The sequence below is a fragment of the Pseudomonas sp. CIP-10 genome (assembly GCF_020911845.1).
GTDB lineage: Bacteria > Pseudomonadota > Gammaproteobacteria > Pseudomonadales > Pseudomonadaceae > Aquipseudomonas > Aquipseudomonas alloputida.
In genome coordinates this window covers 610,930-633,318 of record NZ_CP087160.1, presented here as the reverse complement: position 1 = coordinate 633,318, position 22,389 = coordinate 610,930, and the positions used below count along the sequence as shown (strand labels likewise).

26 protein-coding genes are annotated in these 22,389 nt (G+C 63.6%); 12 read left to right on the top strand and 14 right to left on the bottom strand.

Annotation, left to right across the window (positions count from 1 at the left end; translation table 11 throughout):
- Positions 1-81: 81 nt before the first annotated feature.
- The 4 genes from LMH93_RS02895 to LMH93_RS02880 all read left to right on the top strand — a co-directional run bounded on the left by LMH93_RS02895 (position 82) and on the right by LMH93_RS02880 (position 5,608).
- On the top strand, positions 82-324 hold the full coding sequence (locus LMH93_RS02895) for an exodeoxyribonuclease VII small subunit (protein ID WP_003255380.1): 243 nt from the start codon (positions 82-84) through the stop codon (positions 322-324).
- A complete protein-coding gene (gene ispA, locus LMH93_RS02890; RefSeq protein WP_004577210.1) occupies positions 321-1,208 on the top strand; it encodes a (2E,6E)-farnesyl diphosphate synthase in 888 nt (295 codons plus the stop codon). The genes LMH93_RS02895 and ispA overlap by 4 nt, the downstream gene beginning before the upstream one ends.
- Positions 1,209-1,384: 176 nt before the next feature.
- The gene (dxs, locus tag LMH93_RS02885) at positions 1,385-3,280 is read left to right on the top strand and encodes a 1-deoxy-D-xylulose-5-phosphate synthase (protein ID WP_003255384.1); all 1,896 of its coding nucleotides are present in this window, start codon (positions 1,385-1,387) and stop codon (positions 3,278-3,280) included.
- A 486-nt stretch (positions 3,281-3,766) separates the two neighbouring features.
- Entirely contained in the window at positions 3,767-5,608 is a 1,842-nt protein-coding gene (locus tag LMH93_RS02880) for a TonB-dependent receptor domain-containing protein (protein ID WP_230064815.1), read from the top strand.
- Here the strand turns inward: LMH93_RS02880 and LMH93_RS02875 are convergent.
- The 12 genes from LMH93_RS02875 to nrdR all read right to left on the bottom strand — a co-directional run bounded on the left by LMH93_RS02875 (position 5,586) and on the right by nrdR (position 14,340).
- Positions 5,586-6,398 carry a cobalamin-binding protein gene (locus LMH93_RS02875; protein ID WP_230064814.1) on the bottom strand — a complete coding sequence of 271 codons (813 nt, stop codon included), beginning with the start codon at positions 6,396-6,398 and terminating at the stop codon, positions 5,586-5,588. The genes LMH93_RS02880 and LMH93_RS02875 overlap by 23 nt on opposite strands.
- Positions 6,398-6,817: a hypothetical protein gene (locus tag LMH93_RS02870; protein ID WP_003255388.1), complete on the bottom strand. Its 420-nt coding sequence runs from the start codon at positions 6,815-6,817 to the stop codon at positions 6,398-6,400. Before LMH93_RS02870 ends, LMH93_RS02875 begins: the two co-directional genes overlap by 1 nt.
- Positions 6,814-7,431: a GTP cyclohydrolase II gene (gene ribA / locus LMH93_RS02865; protein ID WP_003255389.1), complete on the bottom strand. Its 618-nt coding sequence runs from the start codon at positions 7,429-7,431 to the stop codon at positions 6,814-6,816. The genes LMH93_RS02870 and ribA overlap by 4 nt, the downstream gene beginning before the upstream one ends.
- A 181-nt stretch (positions 7,432-7,612) precedes the next feature.
- Positions 7,613-8,356, bottom strand: a complete 744-nt coding sequence (locus LMH93_RS02860) for a substrate-binding periplasmic protein (protein ID WP_003255390.1) — start codon at positions 8,354-8,356, stop codon at positions 7,613-7,615.
- Between the two features lie 16 nt (positions 8,357-8,372).
- Positions 8,373-8,876 (bottom strand): phosphatidylglycerophosphatase A family protein, encoded by a 504-nt coding sequence (locus LMH93_RS02855; protein ID WP_003255391.1) that lies wholly within the window; start codon positions 8,874-8,876, stop codon positions 8,373-8,375.
- Positions 8,873-9,841, bottom strand: coding sequence for a thiamine-phosphate kinase (gene thiL / locus LMH93_RS02850; protein ID WP_003255392.1), 969 nt, complete (start codon positions 9,839-9,841; stop codon positions 8,873-8,875). The genes LMH93_RS02855 and thiL overlap by 4 nt, the downstream gene beginning before the upstream one ends.
- 18 nt (positions 9,842-9,859) lie before the next feature.
- Entirely contained in the window at positions 9,860-10,360 is a 501-nt protein-coding gene (gene nusB, locus LMH93_RS02845) for a transcription antitermination factor NusB (protein WP_003255393.1), read from the bottom strand.
- Complete coding sequence (ribH, locus tag LMH93_RS02840) at positions 10,357-10,833, bottom strand: 6,7-dimethyl-8-ribityllumazine synthase (RefSeq protein WP_003255395.1); 477 nt, start codon at positions 10,831-10,833, stop codon at positions 10,357-10,359. The genes nusB and ribH overlap by 4 nt, the downstream gene beginning before the upstream one ends.
- 91 nt (positions 10,834-10,924) lie before the next feature.
- Positions 10,925-12,016 carry a bifunctional 3,4-dihydroxy-2-butanone-4-phosphate synthase/GTP cyclohydrolase II gene (gene ribBA / locus LMH93_RS02835; protein ID WP_003255398.1) on the bottom strand — a complete coding sequence of 364 codons (1,092 nt, stop codon included), beginning with the start codon at positions 12,014-12,016 and terminating at the stop codon, positions 10,925-10,927.
- A gap of 18 nt (positions 12,017-12,034) precedes the next feature.
- Positions 12,035-12,700, bottom strand: a complete 666-nt coding sequence (locus LMH93_RS02830; protein WP_003255399.1) for a riboflavin synthase — start codon at positions 12,698-12,700, stop codon at positions 12,035-12,037.
- 42 nt (positions 12,701-12,742) lie between these two features.
- A complete protein-coding gene (ribD, locus tag LMH93_RS02825) occupies positions 12,743-13,873 on the bottom strand; it encodes a bifunctional diaminohydroxyphosphoribosylaminopyrimidine deaminase/5-amino-6-(5-phosphoribosylamino)uracil reductase RibD (RefSeq protein ID WP_185279922.1) in 1,131 nt (376 codons plus the stop codon).
- A gap of 2 nt (positions 13,874-13,875) precedes the next feature.
- Entirely contained in the window at positions 13,876-14,340 is a 465-nt protein-coding gene (nrdR, locus tag LMH93_RS02820; RefSeq protein ID WP_003255402.1) for a transcriptional regulator NrdR, read from the bottom strand.
- A gap of 106 nt (positions 14,341-14,446) precedes the next feature.
- On the opposite strand from nrdR, the gene LMH93_RS02815 reads away from it, so the two are divergent.
- The 3 genes from LMH93_RS02815 to trxA are packed head-to-tail and all read left to right on the top strand — an operon-like array spanning position 14,447 to position 16,457.
- Positions 14,447-14,893 carry a YbaY family lipoprotein gene (locus LMH93_RS02815; RefSeq protein WP_003255404.1) on the top strand — a complete coding sequence of 149 codons (447 nt, stop codon included), beginning with the start codon at positions 14,447-14,449 and terminating at the stop codon, positions 14,891-14,893.
- 3 nt (positions 14,894-14,896) lie between these two features.
- A complete protein-coding gene (locus LMH93_RS02810; protein WP_003255405.1) occupies positions 14,897-15,553 on the top strand; it encodes a class I SAM-dependent methyltransferase in 657 nt (218 codons plus the stop codon).
- 31 nt (positions 15,554-15,584) lie between these two features.
- On the top strand, positions 15,585-16,457 hold the full coding sequence (gene trxA, locus LMH93_RS02805) for a thioredoxin (protein ID WP_003255406.1): 873 nt from the start codon (positions 15,585-15,587) through the stop codon (positions 16,455-16,457).
- A 257-nt stretch (positions 16,458-16,714) separates the two neighbouring features.
- Here trxA and LMH93_RS02800 read toward each other — a convergent pair whose 3' ends face one another.
- On the bottom strand, positions 16,715-17,059 hold the full coding sequence (locus LMH93_RS02800; protein WP_003255407.1) for a hypothetical protein: 345 nt from the start codon (positions 17,057-17,059) through the stop codon (positions 16,715-16,717).
- Between the two features lie 130 nt (positions 17,060-17,189).
- On the opposite strand from LMH93_RS02800, the gene LMH93_RS02795 reads away from it, so the two are divergent.
- The 5 genes from LMH93_RS02795 to LMH93_RS02775 all read left to right on the top strand — a co-directional run bounded on the left by LMH93_RS02795 (position 17,190) and on the right by LMH93_RS02775 (position 21,155).
- The gene (locus LMH93_RS02795) at positions 17,190-17,765 is read left to right on the top strand and encodes a DUF2796 domain-containing protein (RefSeq protein WP_230064813.1); all 576 of its coding nucleotides are present in this window, start codon (positions 17,190-17,192) and stop codon (positions 17,763-17,765) included.
- Complete coding sequence (locus tag LMH93_RS02790) at positions 17,766-18,476, top strand: ABC transporter ATP-binding protein (protein ID WP_014860917.1); 711 nt, start codon at positions 17,766-17,768, stop codon at positions 18,474-18,476.
- A complete protein-coding gene (locus LMH93_RS02785; RefSeq protein WP_004576905.1) occupies positions 18,476-19,741 on the top strand; it encodes an ABC transporter permease in 1,266 nt (421 codons plus the stop codon). Before LMH93_RS02790 ends, LMH93_RS02785 begins: the two co-directional genes overlap by 1 nt.
- 108 nt (positions 19,742-19,849) lie before the next feature.
- Positions 19,850-20,362, top strand: coding sequence for a DUF3299 domain-containing protein (locus LMH93_RS02780; RefSeq protein WP_033726071.1), 513 nt, complete (start codon positions 19,850-19,852; stop codon positions 20,360-20,362).
- A gap of 109 nt (positions 20,363-20,471) precedes the next feature.
- On the top strand, positions 20,472-21,155 hold the full coding sequence (locus LMH93_RS02775) for an OmpW/AlkL family protein (RefSeq protein WP_003255412.1): 684 nt from the start codon (positions 20,472-20,474) through the stop codon (positions 21,153-21,155).
- Here LMH93_RS02775 and LMH93_RS02770 read toward each other — a convergent pair.
- Positions 21,143-22,348 (bottom strand): MFS transporter, encoded by a 1,206-nt coding sequence (locus LMH93_RS02770; RefSeq protein WP_230064812.1) that lies wholly within the window; start codon positions 22,346-22,348, stop codon positions 21,143-21,145. The genes LMH93_RS02775 and LMH93_RS02770 overlap by 13 nt on opposite strands.
- Positions 22,349-22,389 lie beyond the last annotated feature (41 nt).

Here is a 22,389-nt window from a genome sequence, read left to right as displayed (position 1 = left end):
CGATGCAGTTGCCGGAAGTTTGCTCCCCCCGCCCCGCTCTGCTAGTGTCGCGCCGTTCTGAATGCCACCGAGACAGTCGCCATGGCCCGCAAAAAAGCCTCCCTCGATTTCGAGCAATCCCTCGCAGACCTGCAAGCACTGGTCGAGCGCCTGGAGAACGGCGAGTTGTCGCTGGAAGAGTCGCTGGCCGCCTTTGAACAAGGCATCGCCCTGACCCGTGACTGCCAGGGCGCCCTGGCCCAGGCCGAACAGAAGGTGCAAATTCTGCTGGAGCGCGACGGTGAACTGGCTGCCCAGCCCTTCGACGCGGAGCCGGAAGCATGATTGGCACCTACCAGGCCAGTTGCCAGGCCCGAGTCGACGCAGCCCTCGAACCGCTGTTCATCGCCCCGAGCAAAGAGCTGGAACGCCTTTACGCCGCCATGCGCTACAGCGTGATGAACGGCGGCAAACGCGTGCGCCCGCTGTTGGCCTATGCGGCCTGCGAAGCCTTGGGCGCCCCGGCCGAACAGGCCAACGGCGCAGCCTGCGCGGTAGAGCTGATCCATGCTTACTCGCTGGTGCATGACGACCTCCCGGCCATGGACGACGACGACCTGCGTCGCGGCCAGCCGACCACCCACAAGGCGTTTGACGAAGCGTGCGCAATCCTCGCGGGCGACGGCTTGCAGAGCCTGGCTTTCAGTGCCCTGCTCGACCCATGCCTGAGCCCTCAGATCGACAGCATTCGCCTGGCCATGGTTCAGGTACTGGCCAAAGCTGCCGGCCCGGCCGGCATGGTTGGCGGCCAGGCGATCGATCTCGGTTCGGTGGGCCAGAAGCTGGACCAGCAGGCGCTGGAGTTCATGCACCGGCACAAGACCGGCGCGCTGATCGAAGCCAGCGTACGCCTCGGCGCCCTGGCCAGTGCCCGTGCCGAACCGGCGCAGCTGGATGCCCTGCAGACTTATGCACAGGCCATTGGCCTTGCATTCCAGGTGCAGGACGACATCCTCGACGTGGAAAGCGACACTGCTACCTTGGGCAAACGCCAAGGTGCAGACATAGCGCGTGACAAACCGACCTACCCGGCCCTGCTGGGCCTGGAAGCCGCCAAAGCCTATGCAATCGAACTGCGCGACCAGGCGCTGGCTGCACTGCAAGGGTTCGGCGAAACGGCCGAACCGCTGCGGGCCTTGGCGCGTTACATCGTCGAACGCCGTAACTAAACAGCTTCACCGATCCCTGTAGGAGCGGGTTACCCGCGAATGCGATCTTGAATTTGCCGACGCATTCGCGGGTAAACCCGCCCCCACAGGGGACCGCGTAACCTGTGGTCGAATGGGCACTTTTCCCACAATGGGGTAAACTGCCGCGTCTTCACACACCTATAACGACTCGCCTGATGCCCACGACGTTTCAAGAGATCCCCCGCGAACGCCCGGTCACGCCGTTGCTCGACCGCGCTGACACGCCTGCCGGCCTGCGCCGGTTGGCCGAAGCCGACCTGGAGACGCTGGCCGACGAACTGCGCCAGGAACTGCTCTACACCGTCGGGCAGACCGGTGGGCACTTTGGTGCCGGTCTGGGCGTGATCGAGCTGACCATCGCCCTGCACTACGTGTTCGACACCCCGGACGACCGGCTGGTGTGGGACGTAGGGCACCAGGCCTACCCGCACAAGATCCTCACCGGGCGTCGTAACCGCATGCTCAGCCTGCGCCAGAAGGACGGCATCGCGGCCTTCCCGCGCCGCAGCGAAAGCGAGTACGACACCTTTGGCGTTGGCCACTCCAGCACCTCGATCAGCGCCGCGCTGGGCATGGCCATTGCTGCCCGTCTGCAGAACAGCGCACGCAAGTCGATCGCGGTGATCGGTGATGGCGCGCTGACCGCCGGCATGGCGTTCGAGGCGTTGAACCACGCCCAGGAAGTCAATGCCGACATGCTGGTGATCCTCAACGACAACGACATGTCGATTTCGCGCAACGTCGGCGGCCTGTCCAACTACCTGGCCAAGATCCTCTCCAGCCGCACCTACGCGAGCATGCGCGAAGGCAGCAAGAAAGTGCTGTCGCGACTGCCAGGCGCCTGGGAAATTGCCCGTCGCACCGAGGAATACGCCAAGGGCATGCTGGTGCCAGGCACACTGTTCGAAGAACTGGGCTGGAACTATATCGGCCCGATCGACGGCCACGACCTGCCCACCATGATCGCCACCCTGCGCAACATGCGTGACCTGAAAGGCCCGCAGTTCCTGCATGTGGTGACCAAGAAGGGCAAAGGCTTCGCCCCTGCCGAGATTGACCCGATCGGCTATCACGCCATTACCAAGCTGGAGCCGGCCGACAAGCCAGCTGCGCCGAAGAAAGCCAGCGGTCCGAAATACTCCGCAGTGTTCGGCCAGTGGCTGTGCGACATGGCCGCCGCCGACAACCGCCTGGTGGGCATTACCCCGGCAATGAAGGAAGGCTCGGACCTGGTCGACTTCAGCGAGCGCTACCCTGAGCGCTACTTCGACGTTGCGATCGCAGAGCAGCATGCCGTGACCCTGGCGGCCGGCATGGCCTGCGAGGGCAGCAAGCCGGTGGTGGCGATCTACTCCACCTTCCTGCAGCGCGCCTACGACCAGCTGATCCACGACGTGGCGGTGCAGAACCTCGACGTGCTGTTCGCCATCGACCGCGCCGGCCTGGTCGGCGAGGACGGCCCGACCCACGCCGGCAGCTACGACCTGTCGTACCTGCGCTGCATCCCGGGCATGCTGGTGATGACCCCCAGCGACGAGAACGAACTGCGCAAGATGCTCAGCACCGGCCACCTGTACAACGGTCCGGCCGCTGTACGGTACCCGCGTGGTACCGGCCCGAATGCGCCGATCAGCGGTGACCTGCAACCCCTGGAGATCGGCAAGGGTGTGGTCCGCCGCCAAGGCGAGAAAGTGGCCTTGCTGGTGTTCGGCGTACAACTGGCCGAGGCCATGCAAGTGGCCGAACAGATCAACGCCACGGTGGTCGACATGCGCTTCGTCAAGCCGCTGGACGAGGCGCTGGTGCTGGAGCTGGCAGGCAGCCATGAACTGCTGGTAACCATTGAAGAAAACGCCATCATGGGTGGCGCGGGCGCTGCGGTGGGTGAGTTCCTTGCCAGCCAGGCAGTGCTCAAGCCGCTTCTGCACCTGGGGCTGCCGGATATCTATGTCGAGCATGCCAAGCCTGCGCAAATGCTGGCTGAGTGCGGGCTGGATGCGGCCGGGATCGAGGCTTCGGTGAAGGCCCGCATGGTCAAGCTCGGGCTCTAGGGCGCTTTCGCGGCTGAACCCGCGCCTACGACGGCCTGCGCCCGATCACCGATGTGTGCTCACTGTAGGAGCGGGTTTACCCGCGAATACGGTAGCGGCAACAACGGTGAACGACGGGTGAAAATTGGCCTGCAGGCCCGGCCCTTTCGCGGGTGAACCCGCTCCTACGACGGCCTGCGCCCGATCACCGATGTGTGCTCACTGTAGGAGCGGGTTTACCCGCGAATACGGTAGCGGCAACAACGGTGAACGGCGGGTGGAAATTGGCCAGCAGGGCCGGCCCTTTCGCGGGTGAACCCGCTCCTACGACGGCCTGCGCCCGATCACCGATGTGTGCTCACTGTAGGAGCGGGTTTACCCGCGAATACGGTAGCGCCGGCAACGGTGAACGGCGGGTGGAAATTGGCCAGCAGGGCCGGCCCTTTCGCGGGTAAACCCGCTCCTACGGGGACAGCACAGTGCTGTGGAAACCCTTTGGAACTGCCCATGAAAAAATTAGCCTGTACCACGATTCTCTGTGCCCCTACATTCCTTCTGGCCGCTGAGCGCGACGACGCCCTCAAACTCCCCGACGTGCTGATCAGCGCCAGCCGCCAGGTCGAATCGCGTACCGCCACCAGCGCTGCCAACACGGTCTTCACCCGCACCGACATCGACCGCCTGCAACCCACCAGCGTTACCGACCTGCTCTCCCGCGTGCCGGGCGTGCAAGTGGCACCTACCGGTGGCCGTGGTAGCCTGCCGGGCATCTTTATCCGTGGCACCAAGGCCGCGCAAAGCCTGGTGCTGGTCGATGGCGTGCGCATCGCCAATGCCACCTCGGGCGACAGCGGCCTGCAGTTTCTGGACATCGACCAGATCGAGCGCATCGAAGTACTGCGCGGCTCGCGCTCAGCGGTGTACGGCAGCGATGCCATTGGCGGGGTGATCCAGATCTTCACCCGACGCAGCAGTGGCCCCGGTCTGCAGCCACGCCTGCGCATGGCCGCCGGCAGCAACCAGACATTCCAACACAGCCTGGGGCTTTCTGGCGGCAACGACACGACCCGCTTCAACCTTGGCGCCAGCCTGGACGAAACTGCCGGCATCGACTCGACCGGGCCATCCTTCGCCAGCGATGGTGACCACGACGCCTACCGCAACAAGGCGTTGAACCTGAGCCTGAGCCACACCTTCGGTGAGCGCTTCGAGGCCGGCCTGAACCTGCTCGACAGCCGTGGTCGCCGCGAATTCGACGAGCCGCGCGGTGCAAGCCCTCAGGTGCCGTATTCGAACTTCGCTGTCAGCAGCATCGGCAGCTACTTGGATGCCCAGGTCACCGAGCAGTGGAGCACTAGGTTTGAGCTGGCCCACAGCGAAAACCGCGATGAAAGCCGAGACAAGCTCAGCCACTCAAGCTCACCTTTCAATACCTACCGCGACCAAGCAACTTGGCAAAACAACCTAGCCCTGGGTGAACACAACAGCCTGCTGTTGGGTAGCGACTGGTACGAAGACCGTGTCCATGCGAGTGAGGACTTCACGGAAGACAGCCGCTGGAATCATGCGCTGTTCGTCCAGCATCGCTTTCATGGCGAATACTTTTCCACCGAGCTTGGCCTGCGCCACGACAAGAATCAGCAGTTTGGTGGGCAGACCACCTGGAGCGGCAGCCTGACGGTACCGCTCAACGAGGCCAATGATGTGTTGCTGTCGTACAGCGAAGGTTTCCGCGCCCCCACCTTCAACGACCTTTACTTCCCCGGCTACAACAACCCGGAGCTCAAGCCCGAACACTCGAAAAGTTATGAGTTGCAATGGCGCAGCCAACTGAGCAAAAACAGCAAACTGGAGGCCTCGCTATACCGCACCGACCTGCGTGACGCGATCGAATACAGCGAACGACCCGAGAATGTCGGCACCGCGCGCATCGACGGTTTCGAGATAGCCCTGAGCCAAGAATGGAACAGTTGGACGTCTCAACTGGGCCTGGCACTGATCGACCCGCGCAACAGGGAGAATGGCCATACCCTACCTCGCCGGGCACGGCGCACCTTGAGCCTGGACGTGGACCGCCAGTTCGACCGCTTCGCTGTTGGCGCTACCTGGCAGGCAGTCAGCAGCAGTTACAACGATGAAGGCAATAGTGACCCCATTGCAGGCTACGGCATCGTGGGCCTGCGCGGAAGCTGGGTAGCAAGCCGCGAGCTTACGCTCGACCTGAAGCTGGATAACCTGCTGGGGAAGCAGTACAGCCGCGTCCACTACAACCATCAGGGCAACGACTACGGCTATCGCGAAGAAAGACGCACTTGGCTCTTGAGCATTACCTGGACACCGGCGCTTTAGCGTCCAGCAACGCACACAAGCGAGCGGTGGCTTCGATCATCTGCCCGCTGGGGCGCTCCAGCCCTTTGTCCGGCACCACCAGCAGGCGCCCATCAGCCACCGCTCGAATCTGCGGCCAAGCCTTCCAGCTGGCCAGTTGCGCCTCATCAGCTGCCAGGATGACCTGCGGATTACGCTGCAGCACGGACTCCACATTCACCTGTGGCGCCGGCTGGCCAAGGTCGGCGAACACATTGCGCGCCCCACACACGGCCAGGGCGTCGGTCACGACCTGCCGGCCACCGAGCGTGTACAACGGCCGATCCCAGACTTGATAAAACACCTGCAAGGGTTCGTCACGCCGATACTGCTGGCGCAGCTGCTGCAGCCGCTCACGCAGCGCTCGTGCGTATGAATGGCCTTGCTCGGCACGCCCGATACGCCCGGCAATGGCCTCGATCTGCTCGATCAGCTGGCTGATATCGTGGGGTTCGGCGCTGAAGGTGGCCATACCCAGGCGCTTGAGTTGGTCGCGCTGGGCCGGCGGCACACTGCCTGGCCACAGCAGCAACAGGTCGGGGCGCAGGCTGAGCAGGCGCTCCATGTCCAGTTGCCCTTGGCGCCCGACCGAAGGCAAATGGCGCAGCGCAGCAGGCCGTTCGCCACCGTCGAGCACGCCCACCAGCAGGTCGTCTGCCTGCAGCTCAAGCATGATCTCGCTCATCGAGGGGGCCAGACTGACGACACGCAGCGGTTCTGCAGCCAGTATAGTGCAGGCGAACAACGCCAGCAGGCCAGGTAGCAGTCGCATCAGCCCAGCTGGCGCGGAATGCGATAGAGGTACAGCACTACAACGGTAGACAATGCGAGGAGGATCTGCGGCACTGCCTCCAGACCGACCAGCACCGACAGTGCGGCGACCCAAGCCGGGAAGCAGGCATACAGCATGGCCATGCGCCGCACCCGCGCCAGTTCGATCCAGGCAGCGGCTTCTTCGCCCGTACCGAGCACCTTTGAGGTGGCGATAAGTGCGCGCTTGTAGGCACCGAAGCGCGGCAGGCTGAGGAACATGGTGGCCGCACCGGCGATGAACAGTGGCATGGCCAACACCGGGATCAGTGCATCACCGCCCCCAAAGGCCCAAGCCATGACTGGCAGCGGCACCAGGCCCACCGCCAGGTACTGCCACCAGGCCAGCGCCAGGCGCCGCTTGACCTCGGCGCGAGTCACGCCTGGGGCACCTCGCCCTGGTGTTCGTTGCCCAGCATGTGGCCCAACTTGCCGGCCTTGGTCGCCAGGTAGTAGCGGTTGTGCGGGTTATGCCCGGTGTGCAGCGGCACACGCTCGGCAACCACGATGTTCATGTCGGTCAGGGCTTTGACCTTGCGCGGATTGTTGGTCATCAGGCGCAGCGACTTCACGCCCAGGTGCTCGAGCATCGGCAGGCATATGGCGTAGTCACGCTGGTCGGCAGCGAAGCCCAGGCGTTCGTTGGCTTCGACGGTGTCGGCGCCACCATCCTGCAGCTCGTAGGCGCGGATCTTGTTCAGCAGGCCGATGCCACGGCCTTCCTGACGCAGGTACAACAGCACCCCACGGCCTTCGCGGGCGATGGCCTGCAGCGCGGCTTCCAGCTGCGAGCCGCAGTCGCAGCGCTGGCTGAACAGTGCATCGCCGGTCAGACACTCGGAATGCAGGCGCCCCAGTACCGGCTGGCCGTCCGCGATATCACCCAGGCTGAGCACCACATGCTCACGGCCTGTGGCTTCGTCGAGAAAGCCATGCATGGTGAAGGTCGCGAAGGGCGTCGGGAGTTTAGAGGCGGCAACAAAGACGACGGGCACGTTGTGCTCCTGGAATAAGTAGGAAATTTCTCGTGGGCCGATTGTATCAGCAGGTTGGGGGATGTGGGCTGGCTGTATACGGTGGCTTAAGATCGAAAAGTTCGATACTTATTAAAAAGCCATCGCTCAATCACAAGCCCGCTGCCACAGGGGGCCGCGATGTACCTTGGTGTATTCAGCCTCAGTGCGGGTGACTACCCGCGTTGAACGGATAGGGCTGTTTCCAGTGCTCGAAAATCGGTTTCAGTTCGCCGCTACGCACCAGCTCCTTCATGCGCTTGTCGAACAGGTCGCACAGGGCCTTGGCCTGGTCGTTACGGGCAAAAGCCAGGTACAACGGCAACTCGGCCACGTGGGTACGGCGGAAGCGCTCAGGCTGGGAGGCTTGCCCTAGCACGTAGTCGACCTCGGTCAGTGCGTCGATGTAGTAGTCCACCCGGTCGTGCTCGAGCATCGGCAAAATGCCCTCGCGACGCTGGATTTCGCGGAATTCGTGCACATTGGGCAAGTAGCTGCCGTAATCATAACCACGCACCCAAGCCAACCGGTACTTGCCGATGGTATCCAGGGTAGGCGCAGGTTTGCTGGCCAGCCCCAGGGCATAGATGTGGTCCATGTCGAAGTGCCAGCGCGGGTACAGGTTGTCGTCGTTCTCTTCCTTGTACGAGCCAACCCAGGCATCAGCCTCGCCGCGCTTGACCAGGCCAACCGCCCGGCTGTAGGGCGCGCTCTGGGTAACCACCTCGACGCCGGCCGGCTCGAACACTTTGCGCAGCACATCCCAGGCCACCCCGGTACCGTCGGCATTGGTGTAGTCGAGCCACTCCTCGCTAACCAGATGGATCTGTTTCGGGATGCCCTCGGCAGCTGTTACCCACGGGGCAATACTCAGCAGCATTGCCAGCAGTACAGTCCTTACGGCCATTCACGCACTCCCTGTTTCAGGCAACCGCCCACACCAGAACCTGCATGCCCAGCCAGGCAAACACGCCGGCCAGGATATCGTCGAGCATGATGCCGACGCCCCCGTGCACATGACGATCGATCCAGCGGATCGGCCACGGCTTGAGGATGTCGAAGAAGCGGAACATCAGGAACCCTGCCAACAGCCACTGCCAGCCCTCCGGCACCAGCCAGAGGGTGATCCACATGCCGACAATCTCGTCCCAGACAATGCCTTCATGGTCGTGTACACGCAAGTCATTGGCAACTTTGCCGCACAACCAGAAGCCAAACAGCATGCTCACGCCGAGCAACAGCCAGTATCCCCAGTCGGGCAACATCTGCCAAAGCGGGATAAACGGTATGGCCACCAGCGAGCCCCAGGTACCTGGCGCCTTGGGCAAGGTGCCAGAACCGAAGCCAAAAGCGATGAAGTGCCACGGGTTGCGCCAGACCGAAGGCGGAACGAACTCCGCAGGCACCTGGTTGGGGTGATCGGTCACGGTCTCTCCCTAAAGTGTTGATAGCCCCGCTGGACGGGGGTTATGTCCTGGCCCTGTGCGTCGCGCAAGGTCACGCCTTGCCCTTCGAGCACACGACCGACGGTATGCACTTCGATAAAATCGAAGGCTGCCAAGGGCGCCAGCGCCTCGGGTGGCAAGGTGAAGGCCAGTACGTAATCGTCGCCACCGGTAAGCGCCGCCTGCACGGCGGCTTCACGGCCGAGGAAGGCCTCCAGAGCAGGAGACACTGGCACTTGCGCCAGGTTCACCTCCAACGCGACACCGGATGCCTTGGCAATATGCCCACAGTCGGCGAGCAGCCCGTCGGAGATGTCCAGCGCCGCCGTGGCCCGGCCACGCAGCAGGGCACCGAGGGTGAGCTGCGGCATCGGTGACCAGTAATGGGCCAGCAGCGGCTCGGCCTGCGCGGCAGGCGCCTCGCGCTCGCCCAGCACCAAGGGCAAGGCACCGGCGGCCTTGCCCAGCGAACCGCCGACACACAACAGGTCACCCGGCCTTGCACCGCTGCGGCGCAAGGCCTGGCCAGCCGGCACGCGGCCGAACACGGTGACGGTGATACTCAAGGGGCCGCGCGTCGTGTCACCACCGATCAGGCTCATGCGGCAACGGTGGGCCATGCGACCAAGGCCGTTGGCATAGGCCGCCAGCCAGTCAGGGCCAACGTCAGGGAGGGTCAGTGCGAGGGTAAAGCCGATTGCAGTCGCGCCCATGGCTGCCAGGTCACTGGCCGCCACAGCCAACGATCGCTGGCCAAGCAGCAACGGATCGCAAACAGCAGGAAAGTGCACCCCGGCGACCAGGGTGTCGGTCGACACCGCCAGTTGCTCACCGGGGGGAAGGTCCAGCAGGGCACAGTCGTCGCCGATACCCAGCGCCACGCCCTCGCCGCCCTGCGCACAGGGCGCAGCGGCGAAGTAATGGTTGATCAGCTCGAACTCACCCATGACCAGGCAGCGCCAGGATCAGCGCTTGTTCGCCTTGACTTCTGCTTCACGCAGCGCCGGGGCTAGCTTGTCGAGCACGCCGTTGACGAACTTGTGGCCGTCAGTGGCACCGAAGACCTTGGCCAGCTCCACGCCTTCGTTGATCACGACGCGGTACGGCACGTCGACGCGTTTGATCAGTTCCCAGGTGGACAGACGCAGCACGGCCAGCTCGACCGGGTCGAGCTCTTCCAGTGCGATGGTCATGCAAGGCACCAGCGCTTTGTCGATTTCGCCCTTGATTGCCGGGACCCCATGCAGGATCTCGCGGAAATAGGCACCGTCGACATCGGTGAAATCGTTATCCACCCGGAACTGCGCTTCGATCTCGTTCAGCGAATGCTGGGCCATGTGCCACTGGTAGAGGGCCTGGGTCGCGAGCTTGCGGGCTTCGCGGCGCTTGGCGCTCTTCGAGGGCTTGCCGGCATCCGCAGGTTTTGGATCGCGCGGGTTGAAACGATCGCTTTCGTCGCTAATCACTTGGCCTCCAACTGCGCCAGCAGGCTGACCATTTCCAGTGCGGACAGGGCAGCTTCAGCACCTTTGTTGCCGGCTTTGGTGCCAGAACGCTCGATGGCTTGCTCGATGGAGTCGACGGTCAGTACGCCGAAGGCCACCGGAACACCGAACTCCATGGACACCTGGGCCAGGCCCTTGGTGCACTCGCCCGCCACGTATTCGAAGTGCGGGGTACCGCCACGGATCACGGCGCCCAGGGCGATGATCGCGTCGTAGGCGCCTTGCTGGGCGACCTTCTGTGCCACCAGCGGGATCTCGAATGCACCCGGGGCACGGATGATGGTGATGTCGCTTTCGCTGACACCGTGGCGTACCAGGGCATCAACGGCACCGCTTACCAGGCTTTCGACAACGAAGCTGTTGAAGCGGCCAACCACCAAAGCATAGCGACCTTTGGGGGCGATGAAGGTACCTTCGATGGTCTTCAGGGTCATTCCGATATTCTCATCTTCAAGAGCGAGGCCGCATACAAGCGGCCTCGACAGGGGTCTGGACTCGAGCAGAGGGCGTCAATGCCGCCTCAAGTCACTCGGAGGGCACGTATTCTACAACTTCCAGATCGAATCCGGATATCGCGTTGAACTTCATCGGCGAACTCATCAGGCGCATCTTGCGCACACCGAGGTCGCGCAGGATCTGCGAACCGGCCCCCACGGTGCTGTAGGTAGTCGGTGCCTTGGCCGGTGCATCGCCCGCGCTTTCGCGGATGTGCGCCAGCAGCACGTCGCCGTCCAGCGGGTGCCCCAGCAGCAGCACCACGCCACTGCCGGCTTCGGCCACTGCGGCCATGGCCGCGCGCAAGCTCCAGCGGCCTGGCTGCTTGACCAGCAGCAGGTCACGCAGTGGGTCCATATTGTGTACCCGTACCAAGGTCGGCTCTTCGGCGCAGATCTTGCCCAGGGTCAAGGCCATGTGCACGTCGCCTTCGACCGCGTCACGGTAGGTGACCAGGTTGAACTCACCCAGCTCGCTCTCCACCGATTGCTCGGAAACACGCTGCACGGTGCGCTCGTGGATCATGCGGTAGTGGATCAGGTCGGCGATGGTGCCGATCTTCAGGCCGTGCTCGGCGGCGAACACTTCCAGTTCGGCGCGGCGCGACATGGTGCCGTCGTCGTTCATCACTTCGCAGATCACGCCGCTTGGCTCGAAACCGGCCATGCGCGCCAGGTCACAGGCGGCTTCGGTGTGGCCGGCACGCGCCAGCGTACCGCCCGGCTGGGCCATCAGCGGGAAGATGTGACCAGGGCTGACAATGTCTTCGGCCTTGGCGTCCTTGGCAGCAGCAGCCTGCACAGTGCGGGCGCGGTCGGCGGCGGAAATACCGGTGGTGACGCCCTCGGCGGCCTCGATCGACACGGTGAACTTGGTGCCGAAGCCCGAGCCGTTGCGCGGTGCCATCAACGGCAGCTTCAGCGTTTCGCAACGCTCGCGGGTCATCGGCATGCAGATCAGGCCACGGGCATGCTTGGCCATGAAGTTGATGTGCTCCGGCTGGCAGCATTCGGCCGCCATGATGATGTCGCCTTCGTTCTCGCGGTCTTCGTCATCCATCAGGATGACCATTTTGCCCTGGCGGATGTCTTCGACCAGTTCTTCGATGCTGTTGAGCGCCACGCGGCACCCCCTTCTCAATCAGGATTTCAAGAAGCCATTGGCGGCCAGGAAGCTTTCGGTAATGCCACTGCCCTTGCTCGGTTCGGCGGCCTTGTCACCCAGCAGCAAGCGCTCCAGGTAACGGGCCAGCAGGTCGACCTCAAGGTTTACCCGACGCCCTGCACGGTAATCGGCCATGATGGTTTCGGACAGAGTGTGCGGGACAATGGTCAGCTCGAACTCGGCGCCATTGACCTCATTGACCGTCAGGCTGGTGCCGTCGACGGTGATCGAACCCTTGTGGGCGATGTACTTGGCCAGTTCCTTCGGTGCACGCACGCGGAACTGGATGGCGCGGGCGTTATCGCTGCGCGAAATGATTTCGCCAACCCCGTCGACGTGGCCGCTGACCAGGTGCCCGCCCAGGCGGGTGGTGGGGGTCAGGGCTTTTTCCAGGTTGACCTTGCTGCCGCTCTTGAGGTCGATGAAGGCGGTGCGCTTGAGGGTTTCGACGCTGACATCGGCCCAGAAGCCGTCACCCGGCAGCTCTACGGCCGTGAGGCATACACCGTTGACGGCGATGCTGTCGCCGAGCTTGACGTCCCCCAGGTCGAGCTTGCCGGTTTCTACGTAGACGCGCACGTCACCACCCTTGGGAGTCAGGCTGCGGATGGTGCCGATGGATTCGATGATGCCGGTGAACATGGGGTCTTCCTCAAAAACGGTTTGCGCGGGGCAAGCCCGGCATTATACGCCGGGCGCTAGCAGGGGGATGGCCGTGACCCGCCAGTCATCGCCCACTGCGCGCATTTCGGTAATTTTCAGCCGTGGTGCTTCGCTCATCTTGTCCATCGGCCAGTCCAGCAGTGGCCGGGCCTGAGAGCCGAGGAAGGTGCCAGCGACGAACAGCTGGTACTCGTCGACCAGGCCTTGCCGTGCGAAGGCACCGATCAGGCCGGCACCGGCTTCCAGCAGGATTTCGTTGACGCCGCGGGCAGCCAGGGCGCGAAGCAGCGCCGCCAGGTCGACCTGGCCATTGTCGCCCGGCAAGCTGAGCAATTCGTGGCCGGCAGCGGCATAGCGCGGGTCATCTGCGACAGCAGTCACCACCAGTGCTGGGCCCGCCTGGAAGAACGGCGCCGCCAGTGGCAGGCGCAGGCGGCCATCGACCAGCACCCGCAAGGGTGTGCGGCTGAGTGCCAGGGCGGTTGTTTCGGCATCCAGGCCCAGCTCGGCGCCACGCACGGTCATGCGTGCGTTGTCTGCCAGCACGCTGGCGGCGCTGGTCAGCACCACGCTGGAGCGGGCGCGCAAGCGCTGCACGGCTGAGCGCGCGGCCGGCCCGGTGATCCACTGGCTTTCACCACTGGCCATGGCAGTGCGGCCATCCAGGCTCATGGCCAGCTTGGCGCGAACGAACGGCAGGCCGTGCTCCATGCGTTTGAGGAAGCCTGGGTTGAGGGCGCGGGCCTCGGCTTCGAGCACTCCGCTGGCCACTTCGATTCCGGCTTCGGCCAGGCGCCGCAGGCCCTGCCCCGCCACTTGTGGGTTAGGGTCCTGCATGGCGGCTACGACACGCGCCACGCCGGCCTTGACCAGTGCTTCGGCACACGGTGGCGTACGGCCATGGTGGCTGCATGGTTCCAGGGTGACGTAGGCACAAGCACCGCGGGCAAGTTCACCGGCCTGGCGCAGAGCATGCACTTCGGCATGGGGCTCGCCGGCGCGCACGTGCCAGCCTTCACCGACCACTTCGCCATCGCGCACGATCACGCAGCCTACGCGCGGGTTCGGGTGGGTGGTGTACAGGCCTTTACGCGCCAGCTCCAGCGCGCGGGCCATGTAGTGAGCGTCGAGAATGGCAGCTTGGCTGGGCATGTTCACTCTTTAGCTGGCTCACGGGCCAGGCGGTCGATTTCTTCGCGGAACTCGTCGAGGTCCTGGAAGCGCCGGTACACCGAAGCAAAGCGGATATAGGCCACTTCATCGAGTTTGCGCAACTCGGCCATGACCATTTCACCGACCACCAGCGATTTGACTTCGCGCTCGCCTGTGGCACGCAGCCGGCTCTTGATGTGCGCCAGCGCAGCTTCCAGGCGCTCGACGCTGACCGGACGCTTTTCCAGGGCCCGTTGCATACCAGCGCGCAGCTTTTCTTCGTCGAAGGGCTGGCGCGTGCCGTCCTGCTTGATCAGCCGGGGCAGCACCAGCTCGGCGGTTTCGAAGGTGGTGAAGCGCTCGCCGCAGGCCACGCATTCACGGCGGCGGCGCACCTGCTCGCCCTCGGCGACGAGGCGAGAGTCGATGACCTTGGTGTCGTTGGCACCGCAAAAGGGACAGTGCATGGTGGCAGGCAACAAAAAAAGGGAGGGCCATGGTAGCGCATTGCACTGGCAAGACAAGCCAAAGGGGTTAACATCCATGGGAAATATGCCCGTGAAGGACTCCCCCATGCACTACCGAGCGCTCGTCGTGCTGTGCTGCGCCGCTCTGCTTGCCGCCTGCGGCAGCGACAGGCCAAAGACCGACAACCCAGTGCCCGCGCCAGCCCCTTCGGCCAAGGCCGAAGTACTGGGCCCGCTGCCGGCCTACCAGCGCGAGCTGAGCGGCACCTTGCTGGAAATTCCGGCGGGTGCCGAGGTGGAACTGGCCTTGCTGGTGATCGACGAACGCGACCGCCCGCAGCGCCTGCTGGCCAGCAGTAATCTGACCGGTACCGGCCAGGCACTGCCCTACCACCTGCGCTTCAACCCCGAAGCCTTCCCGCCCGGTGCCCGGGTCGAACTGCGTGGCCGCGCCAGCAACTCCGGCCAGCTGATCATGCACCTGCCCCCGGTGCGCATTACCCAAGCACAAACCCAGGCCACCGGCCCGCTGCGTTTCGAGAAGGCGCCTTAAGTGATGCCGCTGGCCCTGCAACAGGCCCTCAGCGGCCTGATCGGCGAAGCACGCCTGATCGTCAGCGAACTGCCCGACTGTGACCTGAAGCTATGGCTGATCGACGACCAGAACATGGATCGCGCCTTCAGCAGCGAAGAAACCCGGCGCATTCTTGAAGAACCTCCCTATTGGAGCTTCTGCTGGGCCAGCGGGCTGGCAATGGCCCGCTACCTGGCCGAACGCCCGGAGTGGGTGGCGGGCAAGCGCGTGCTGGACTTTGGCGCCGGCTCTGGTATCGCCGGTATTGCTGCTGCACGCGCCGGTGCACGGGAAGTGGTGGCCTGCGACCTCGACCCGCTGGCCCTCGATGCCTGCCGTGCGAATGCAGCACTGAACGGGGTGACATTACGCTACAGCAGCGATTTTTTTGCCGAGGAAGACCGCTTCGACCTGATCCTGGTTGCCGATGTGCTGTACGACCGCGCCAACCTGCCGCTGCTGGATGCCTTCCTGAGCCGCGGTCGGCAGGCCTTGGTGGCCGACTCGCGGGTACGTGACTTTCACCACCCGTTGTACCAGCAATTGGGCGTGCTCGAAGCACTGACCCTGCCGGACTTGGCCGAGCCACACGAATTCCGCCGGGTCAGCCTGTACCACGCCAGCCGCGACACCTTATAGTGGTGCCATACACGAGTTTGCGAGAGTCGCGATGACCCAAGACACGCCTTACATTTTCGACGCCACCGATACCAACTTCCAGCAACTGGTGATCGAGAACTCCTTCCACAAGCCAGTGCTGGTGGACTTCTGGGCCGAGTGGTGCGCGCCGTGCAAGGCGCTGATGCCATTGCTGGCAAAGATTGCCGAGGGTTACCAGGGCGAACTGCTGCTGGCCAAGATCAACTGCGACGTGGAGCAACAGGTGGTTGCCCAGTTCGGCATCCGTAGCCTGCCGACAGTGGTGCTGTTCAAGGACGGTCAGCCGGTGGACGGTTTTGCCGGGGCGCAACCGGAGTCGGCGATCCGCGCCATGCTCGAGCCGCATGTACAACTGCCAGCCGCGCCCACCGCCTCGCCACTGGAGCAGGCAAAGGCGCTGTTTGCCGAAAGCCGTTTTGCCGAAACCGAAGCGCTGTTGCAGGCGCTGCTGGGTGAGGACAACAGCAATGTCGAGGCGCTGATCCTGTATGCCCGCTGCCTGGCCGAGCGTGGCGAGCTGGGCGAAGCGCAAGTGGTGCTGGATGCGGTCAAGACTGACGAACACAAAGCTGCACTGGCCGGTGCCAAGGCCCAGCTGACCTTCCTGCGCCAGGCTGCCAGCCTGCCGGAAGTGGCAGACCTTAAAAGCCGTCTGGCGCAGAACCCGCAAGACGACGAGGCGGCTTATCAGCTGAGCATTCAGCAACTGGCGCGCCAGCAGTATGAGGCGGCGCTGGAGGGGCTGCTGAAGCTGTTCCAGCGTAACCGTGGCTACGAGAACGGGCTGCCGCAGAAGGCGCTGTTGCAGGTGTTCGAATTGCTGGGTGGCGATCACCCGCTGGTTGGTGTTTATCGTCGCAAGCTGTCGGCGGCGATGTTCTGAGTGACCTTGAAGCCTGCGCTGGACCTGTGAGAGCGGGCATGCCCGCGAGGAACCAGCGCAGTGGAGGCACCGGCTCTGCCGGTGTTCGCGGGTAAACCCGCCCCTACAGGCGAGCGCGCAGGCTTTTCAGATTTTGAGAGCGGGCATGCCCGCGAAGAAGCCAACGCAGTGGCTGGCACCGGCTCTGCCGGTGTTCGCGGGTAAACCCGCTCCTACAGGCGAGCGCGCAGGCTTGGCTCCAACAGCGAAAACAGCACTCACCCCACCCAGTGATACATCGGCGCATCCACGCCACTTTCTACCTTTACCTCACTGCTGTGCCGCAAGCGCACCAGCAACCGTTTACCCGCCGCCGTACTCCCCGCCAACCCTTCCAGCCGGTCCAGCAATTCCGGCCCGCTCATCTGTCCTGCCAGACGCAACACATCACGCGCCGCAGCCCACTGACCGTCATCTTGGCGCGGCGCGACCACCGCAGCTGTCGCGGCCGCCTGGGCTACCATCGGCACCTCGGTCTGCCGCCCCAGTTGCGCCCACTCTTCAGGCGTCAGCTCGATGGTCAGGTCCACCGGCCAATCACCAATCTGTCCACGAATTCTCATGATGCATTCCTTGAGCCCAAATCAATGCAGCCATGCTACCGCAACATGAAACATGCGCCACACAGGCTGGCGGCACGCCAAGAAGCTGTTATAACATAACTCTATCTTTCAGCCCGCTCCGGAGTCGTCCATGCGTCGCCTGCTGCTCGCCCTGCCCTTCGCTTTGCTGCCACTGGCCGTGGCCCATGCTCACGATGACCATGATCATGACCACACCCACGGCTCCCTCGGCGCCCACGAGCATGGCGTAGCCAAGCTCAACGCAGTGCTCGATGGCAATACCTTGGAACTGGAACTGGACAGCCCGGCAATGAACCTGGTCGGCTTCGAGCATGCCGCCAGCAACGATGCCGACAAGGCCAAAGTCGCCGCCGTGCGCCAGCAACTTGAACAACCACTGAAGCTGTTCGGCCTTTCCGCCGCCGCAGGCTGCAAGGAAGACCAGCAGGCACTGGAAAGCCCTCTCTTCGTTGACGCCTCCAAGGCCGACGACGAGGGTGACGAGCACGAGCACGGCCATCAGCACAGCGACATCGGCGCCCATTATCAGCTGACTTGCGCCACCCCCGACAAACTGACAGAGCTGGACCTGGCGCCGCTGTTCAAGGCCTTCCCCGCCACCCAGAAAATCAACGTGCAACTGATCGGCCCCAATGGCCAGAAAGGCGTGGAAACCACGCCGGCCAAGGCAACGGTCGCCTTCTGAATGAACCAGCCGTTGATCGATCTGCATGACCTGATGTTCGCCTGGCCAGGTCACCCGCCGCTGCTGGATATTCCGGCATTACGCCTGGACGCTGGTGAAGCGCTGTTTCTCAAGGGCCCCAGCGGCAGTGGCAAGACGACCTTGCTGGGCCTGCTGGGCGGGGTGAACGTGCCGGTCCAGGGCCGCATCCAGTTGCTCGGTCAGGACCTTGGCAGCCTAAGCCAGGGCGCCCGCGACCGCTTTCGGGTCGATCACACCGGGTATATCTTCCAGCAGTTCAACCTGCTGCCGTTCCTCTCGGTACGTGAAAACGTCGAGCTGCCCTGCCGCTTCTCGCGCAGCCGCAAGGCCCGCGCCGAGCAGCGCCATGGCAGTGTTGACCAGGCGGCCAGCACGCTGCTGACCCACCTGGGCCTGGGCGACCCTGCCATGCTCGCCCGCCGCGCCGACAGCCTGTCGATCGGCCAGCAGCAACGGGTCGCCGCCGCCCGCGCTCTGATCGGCCAGCCTGAGCTGGTGATTGCCGACGAACCGACCTCGGCACTGGATGCAGACACCCGCGAAGCGTTCATCCGCCTGCTGTTCGATGAGTGCCGTGCCGCCGGTGCCAGCTTGTTGTTCGTCAGCCACGACCAGAGCCTGGCACCGCTGTTCGACCGCCACCTGTCGCTTGCCGAACTGAACCGCGCTGCCAAGCCCCAGGAGGCCTGATGTACCTGCTCCGCCTTGCCTTGGCCAGCCTGGCCAACCGCCGCTTCACGGCGTTTCTGACCGCCTTTGCCATTGCCCTGTCGGTGTGCCTGCTGCTGGCTGTCGAGCGGGTCCGTACCGAAGCCCGTGCCAGCTTCGCCAGCACCATCAGCGGCACCGACCTGATTGTCGGTGCACGCTCCGGCTCGGTGAACCTGCTGCTGTACTCGGTGTTCCGCATTGGCAACGCGACCAACAACATCCGCTGGGACAGCTTCCAGCACTATGCACAGGACCCACGGGTGAAGTGGGCAATCCCGATCTCGCTGGGCGACTCGCACCGCGGTTACAGAGTGATGGGTACCACCACGGATTACTTCAGCCATTACCAGTACGGCCGCCGCCAGCACCTGGAACTGAGCCAGGGGCGTACGTTCGCCAACGACCCGTTCGAAGTGGTGCTCGGCGCCGAAGTGGCCGAGGCATTGCACTACAAGCTGGGTGACAAGCTGGTGCTGGCCCACGGTGTGGCCGCAATCAGCCTGGTCAAGCACGACGACAAGCCGTTTACCGTGGTCGGCGTACTCAAGCGCACCGGCACACCCGTCGACCGCACCCTGCATATCAGCCTGGGCGGCATGGAAGCGATCCATATCGACTGGCACAACGGCGTACCCGCCCGTGGCGCCGGCCGCATCAGCGCCGAGCAGGCCCGTACCATGGACCTGCAACCTGCCGCCATCACTGCGTTCATGCTTGGCCTTAACAGCAAGATCGCAACCTTCAGTTTGCAGCGAGAGATCAACGAGTACCGCAGCGAGCCGCTGCTGGCGATCCTGCCAGGGGTCGCCCTGCAGGAGCTGTGGAGCCTGATGGGCACTGCAGAACAGGCATTGTTCGTGGTGTCACTGTTCGTGGTGCTGACCGGTTTGATCGGCATGCTCACGGCGATTCTCACCAGCCTCAACGAACGCCGCCGAGAGATGGCGATACTGCGTTCGGTCGGGGCCCGGCCTTGGCATATTGCGGGGTTGCTGGTACTGGAAGCACTGTCACTGGCCTCGGTCGGGATCGTGGCCGGGCTTGGCTTGCTATATGCGGGTATCGCCCTGGCGCAGGGTTATGTGCAGGCCAACTATGGTTTGTATCTGCCGCTGGCGCTGCCGAGCATTCATGAGTGGACCTTGCTAGCGATTATCCTTGGCGCAGCGTTGCTGATGGGCAGCGTGCCGGCATGGCGGGCCTATCGGCAGTCGCTGGCCGATGGTTTGACCCTACACCTCTGAGAGCGCGGAATGATCCATTACCTCCTGCACTTCTTCGCGGGTAAACCCGCTCCTACACCGGGTCGTGTTCCCCTTGCAGGAGCGGGTTCACCCGCGAAGAGGCCAGCACTGCAGATACTACTGAGCCTGCTGATTACCGTAGCGATGCCCTTGTGGGCTTCGGAACCCCGCGAACTCGACTGGCCCGCCCTGATCCCCGAAGGCGCCCCGGTCATCCCGCCGCAACTCACCCCGCTGCACGACATGTCACAGCTCAGCAACGCCCTGTCTGCCGAATCCGCCCCACCTGCGCGCCAACAGGCGCCCGACGCGCCAGTGGTAAAAAGCCTCGACGGCCAACAGGTCAAACTACCCGGCTACATCGTGCCACTGGAGGTCAGCGAAGAAGGCCGCACCACCGAATTCCTGCTGGTCCCTTACTATGGCGCGTGCATCCACGTGCCGCCGCCACCGCCGAACCAGATCGTGCACATTTTCAGCGAGATGGGCGTGCGCGTCGAAGACCTCTACCAGCCCTACTGGATCGAGGGAAAGATGCAGGTTAGAGCTTCCAGCAGCGAGTTGGCCGACGCCGGCTACCAGATGGAAGCCGAGAAAATCTACGCTTATGAGCTGAGATGAGAACTGTTTCGAATTCGTGAAGACGCTTCTTTGAGCTGGGTCAAACTTTCCGTTTAACCAGCTCCGTACCATTGGACCACTCGATTAATAACGTCCTTTGGGAGCTTCCATGAACAAGTCCTTGCTGGGTGCCTCGCTTGTGGCCCTTGCGCTCGCCGCCCCTGCCGCCCACGCCTATCAGGCGGGGGACATGATCCTGCGCGCAGGCGCCATCACCACCGCCCCGAACGAGAGCAGCGGCGACCTCAAGTTCGACGGCAACAAGGTGTCGGGCACCAAGGCGACCCTGGACAGCGATACCCAGTTGGGCCTGACCTTTGCCTACATGCTCACCGACCACATCGGCCTGGAGCTGCTGGCAGCTACCCCGTTCAAGCACACCGTCGCCGTAAAAGGCCTGGGCGGCGGGCTGGACGGCAAGCTGGCAGACATCAAGCAACTGCCACCGACGCTGTCGCTGCAGTACTACCCAATGGAACCGAATTCGCGCTTCCAGCCGTACGCTGGCGTCGGTATCAACTACACCCTGTTCTTTGACGAAGACTTGAGCAGCGCACGCAAGCAACAAGGCTTCAGCAACCTCAAGCTGCAGGATTCGGTAGGTATCGCCGGCCAACTGGGCATGGACTACTTGCTGACCGACAACCTGCTGGTAAACGCCTCGGTCTGGTACGTCGACATCGACACCAAGGCCAGCGTCAACGGCCCGACCGCCCTTGGCTACAGCAAGACCAAGGTCAACGTCGACGTCGACCCATGGGTATACATGGTCGGCCTTGGCTACAAGTTCTGACCTGAACATCGCAGGGCGGCCTCGGCCGCCCTCGCGCGTTGCAGCCATAGCCAGTAGCACAGTGCGGCGGCACTGATGCCCATGCCAAGCCCACACACCGCAACCCAGCCCCAGTGTGCAAACACCCAGCTCGCCAACACCGCCCCCAAACCGCTGCCCAGCGAATAGCAACACATGTAGGCGCCGATCAAACGGCTAGCCATCGCACCACGCCCGGCCAGCAACAGACTCTGGTTGGTGACATGCACTGCCTGCACGGCAAAGTCCAGCATCAGCACACCCAGCACGAAGGCCAGCAATGAATGCTCGACGAACGCTGTTGGCAGCCATGACAGCGTCAGCAGGGCCAACGACACCCCGGTCGTACGCTCACCCCGTCCAAGGTCGGCCAGACGACCGGCATGCGAAGCCGCCAGCGTGCCCGCCACACCTGCCAGGCCAAACAGGCCGATCTCGGTATGGCTCAGTGTCAGCGGCGCAGCGCTGAGTGGCATGACCATGGCACTCCACAGCACGCTGAATGCGGCGAAGATCAACACACCGAACACGCCGCGCTGGCGCAGCAACCGGTCGTGCCGATACAGGCTGAACTGAGCCATGATCAGCGCCCGGTAACCCGGCCGACTCCTCATCGGCTGCCCGCCGGGCAGACTGCGCCACAGCACCAGCGCCAACACCATCAAGAGCCCTGCGGCGACCAGGTACACACTTCGCCAACCGGCCAGGTCAGCGAGCCCGCCCGAAGCCAGCCGTGCCAGCAGAATACCCAGCACCACACCACTGGTGACGGTGCCTACCGCCTGCCCTTGCTGGCCAGGTGAGGCCAGGCTCGCGGCATGAGCCACCATCACCTGCACCATGACTGCCATCAACCCGGCGATAGCCAGAGCCAGCAGCAATATTGCCCAGTTCGGCGCCATGCCAACGCCGACCAGCGCAAGCGCCGAGAACAGCAACTGGCCAAGCAACAGACGTTTACGGTCGACCAAGTCCCCGAGCGGCACAATCAGTAGCAGCCCCAGGGCGTAACCCCCCTGGGTCGCGCCAACGACCCAGCCAATCTGCTGCTGCGCCACCCCCAACTCAGCAGCCATCGACTCAAGCAGCGGTTGAGCGAAGTACACCGTCGCCACAGCCATCGCACTGGTGGTGGCAAGCAACAGGGTTATCCAGCGTGTCAGCGAAGGTGTCATCGGGCAAAACCTCTGGAATCTGGTTTCAATTTGAAACCACA

Coding starts and splice junctions, on each gene's coding strand:
- LMH93_RS02895 (WP_003255380.1), top strand. CDS start 82: ATGGCCCGCAAAAAAGCCTCCCTCGATTTCGAGCAATCCCTCGCAGAC.
- ispA (WP_004577210.1), top strand. CDS start 321: ATGATTGGCACCTACCAGGCCAGTTGCCAGGCCCGAGTCGACGCAGCC.
- dxs (WP_003255384.1), top strand. CDS start 1,385: ATGCCCACGACGTTTCAAGAGATCCCCCGCGAACGCCCGGTCACGCCG.
- LMH93_RS02880 (WP_230064815.1), top strand. CDS start 3,767: ATGAAAAAATTAGCCTGTACCACGATTCTCTGTGCCCCTACATTCCTT.
- LMH93_RS02875 (WP_230064814.1), bottom strand. CDS start 6,398: ATGCGACTGCTACCTGGCCTGCTGGCGTTGTTCGCCTGCACTATACTG.
- LMH93_RS02860 (WP_003255390.1), bottom strand. CDS start 8,356: ATGGCCGTAAGGACTGTACTGCTGGCAATGCTGCTGAGTATTGCCCCG.
- thiL (WP_003255392.1), bottom strand. CDS start 9,841: ATGGGTGAGTTCGAGCTGATCAACCATTACTTCGCCGCTGCGCCCTGT.
- ribH (WP_003255395.1), bottom strand. CDS start 10,833: ATGACCCTGAAGACCATCGAAGGTACCTTCATCGCCCCCAAAGGTCGC.
- LMH93_RS02830 (WP_003255399.1), bottom strand. CDS start 12,700: ATGTTCACCGGCATCATCGAATCCATCGGCACCATCCGCAGCCTGACT.
- ribD (WP_185279922.1), bottom strand. CDS start 13,873: ATGCCCAGCCAAGCTGCCATTCTCGACGCTCACTACATGGCCCGCGCG.
- nrdR (WP_003255402.1), bottom strand. CDS start 14,340: ATGCACTGTCCCTTTTGCGGTGCCAACGACACCAAGGTCATCGACTCT.
- LMH93_RS02815 (WP_003255404.1), top strand. CDS start 14,447: ATGCACTACCGAGCGCTCGTCGTGCTGTGCTGCGCCGCTCTGCTTGCC.
- LMH93_RS02810 (WP_003255405.1), top strand. CDS start 14,897: ATGCCGCTGGCCCTGCAACAGGCCCTCAGCGGCCTGATCGGCGAAGCA.
- trxA (WP_003255406.1), top strand. CDS start 15,585: ATGACCCAAGACACGCCTTACATTTTCGACGCCACCGATACCAACTTC.
- LMH93_RS02800 (WP_003255407.1), bottom strand. CDS start 17,059: ATGAGAATTCGTGGACAGATTGGTGATTGGCCGGTGGACCTGACCATC.
- LMH93_RS02795 (WP_230064813.1), top strand. CDS start 17,190: ATGCGTCGCCTGCTGCTCGCCCTGCCCTTCGCTTTGCTGCCACTGGCC.
- LMH93_RS02790 (WP_014860917.1), top strand. CDS start 17,766: ATGAACCAGCCGTTGATCGATCTGCATGACCTGATGTTCGCCTGGCCA.
- LMH93_RS02785 (WP_004576905.1), top strand. CDS start 18,476: ATGTACCTGCTCCGCCTTGCCTTGGCCAGCCTGGCCAACCGCCGCTTC.
- LMH93_RS02775 (WP_003255412.1), top strand. CDS start 20,472: ATGAACAAGTCCTTGCTGGGTGCCTCGCTTGTGGCCCTTGCGCTCGCC.
- LMH93_RS02770 (WP_230064812.1), bottom strand. CDS start 22,348: ATGACACCTTCGCTGACACGCTGGATAACCCTGTTGCTTGCCACCACC.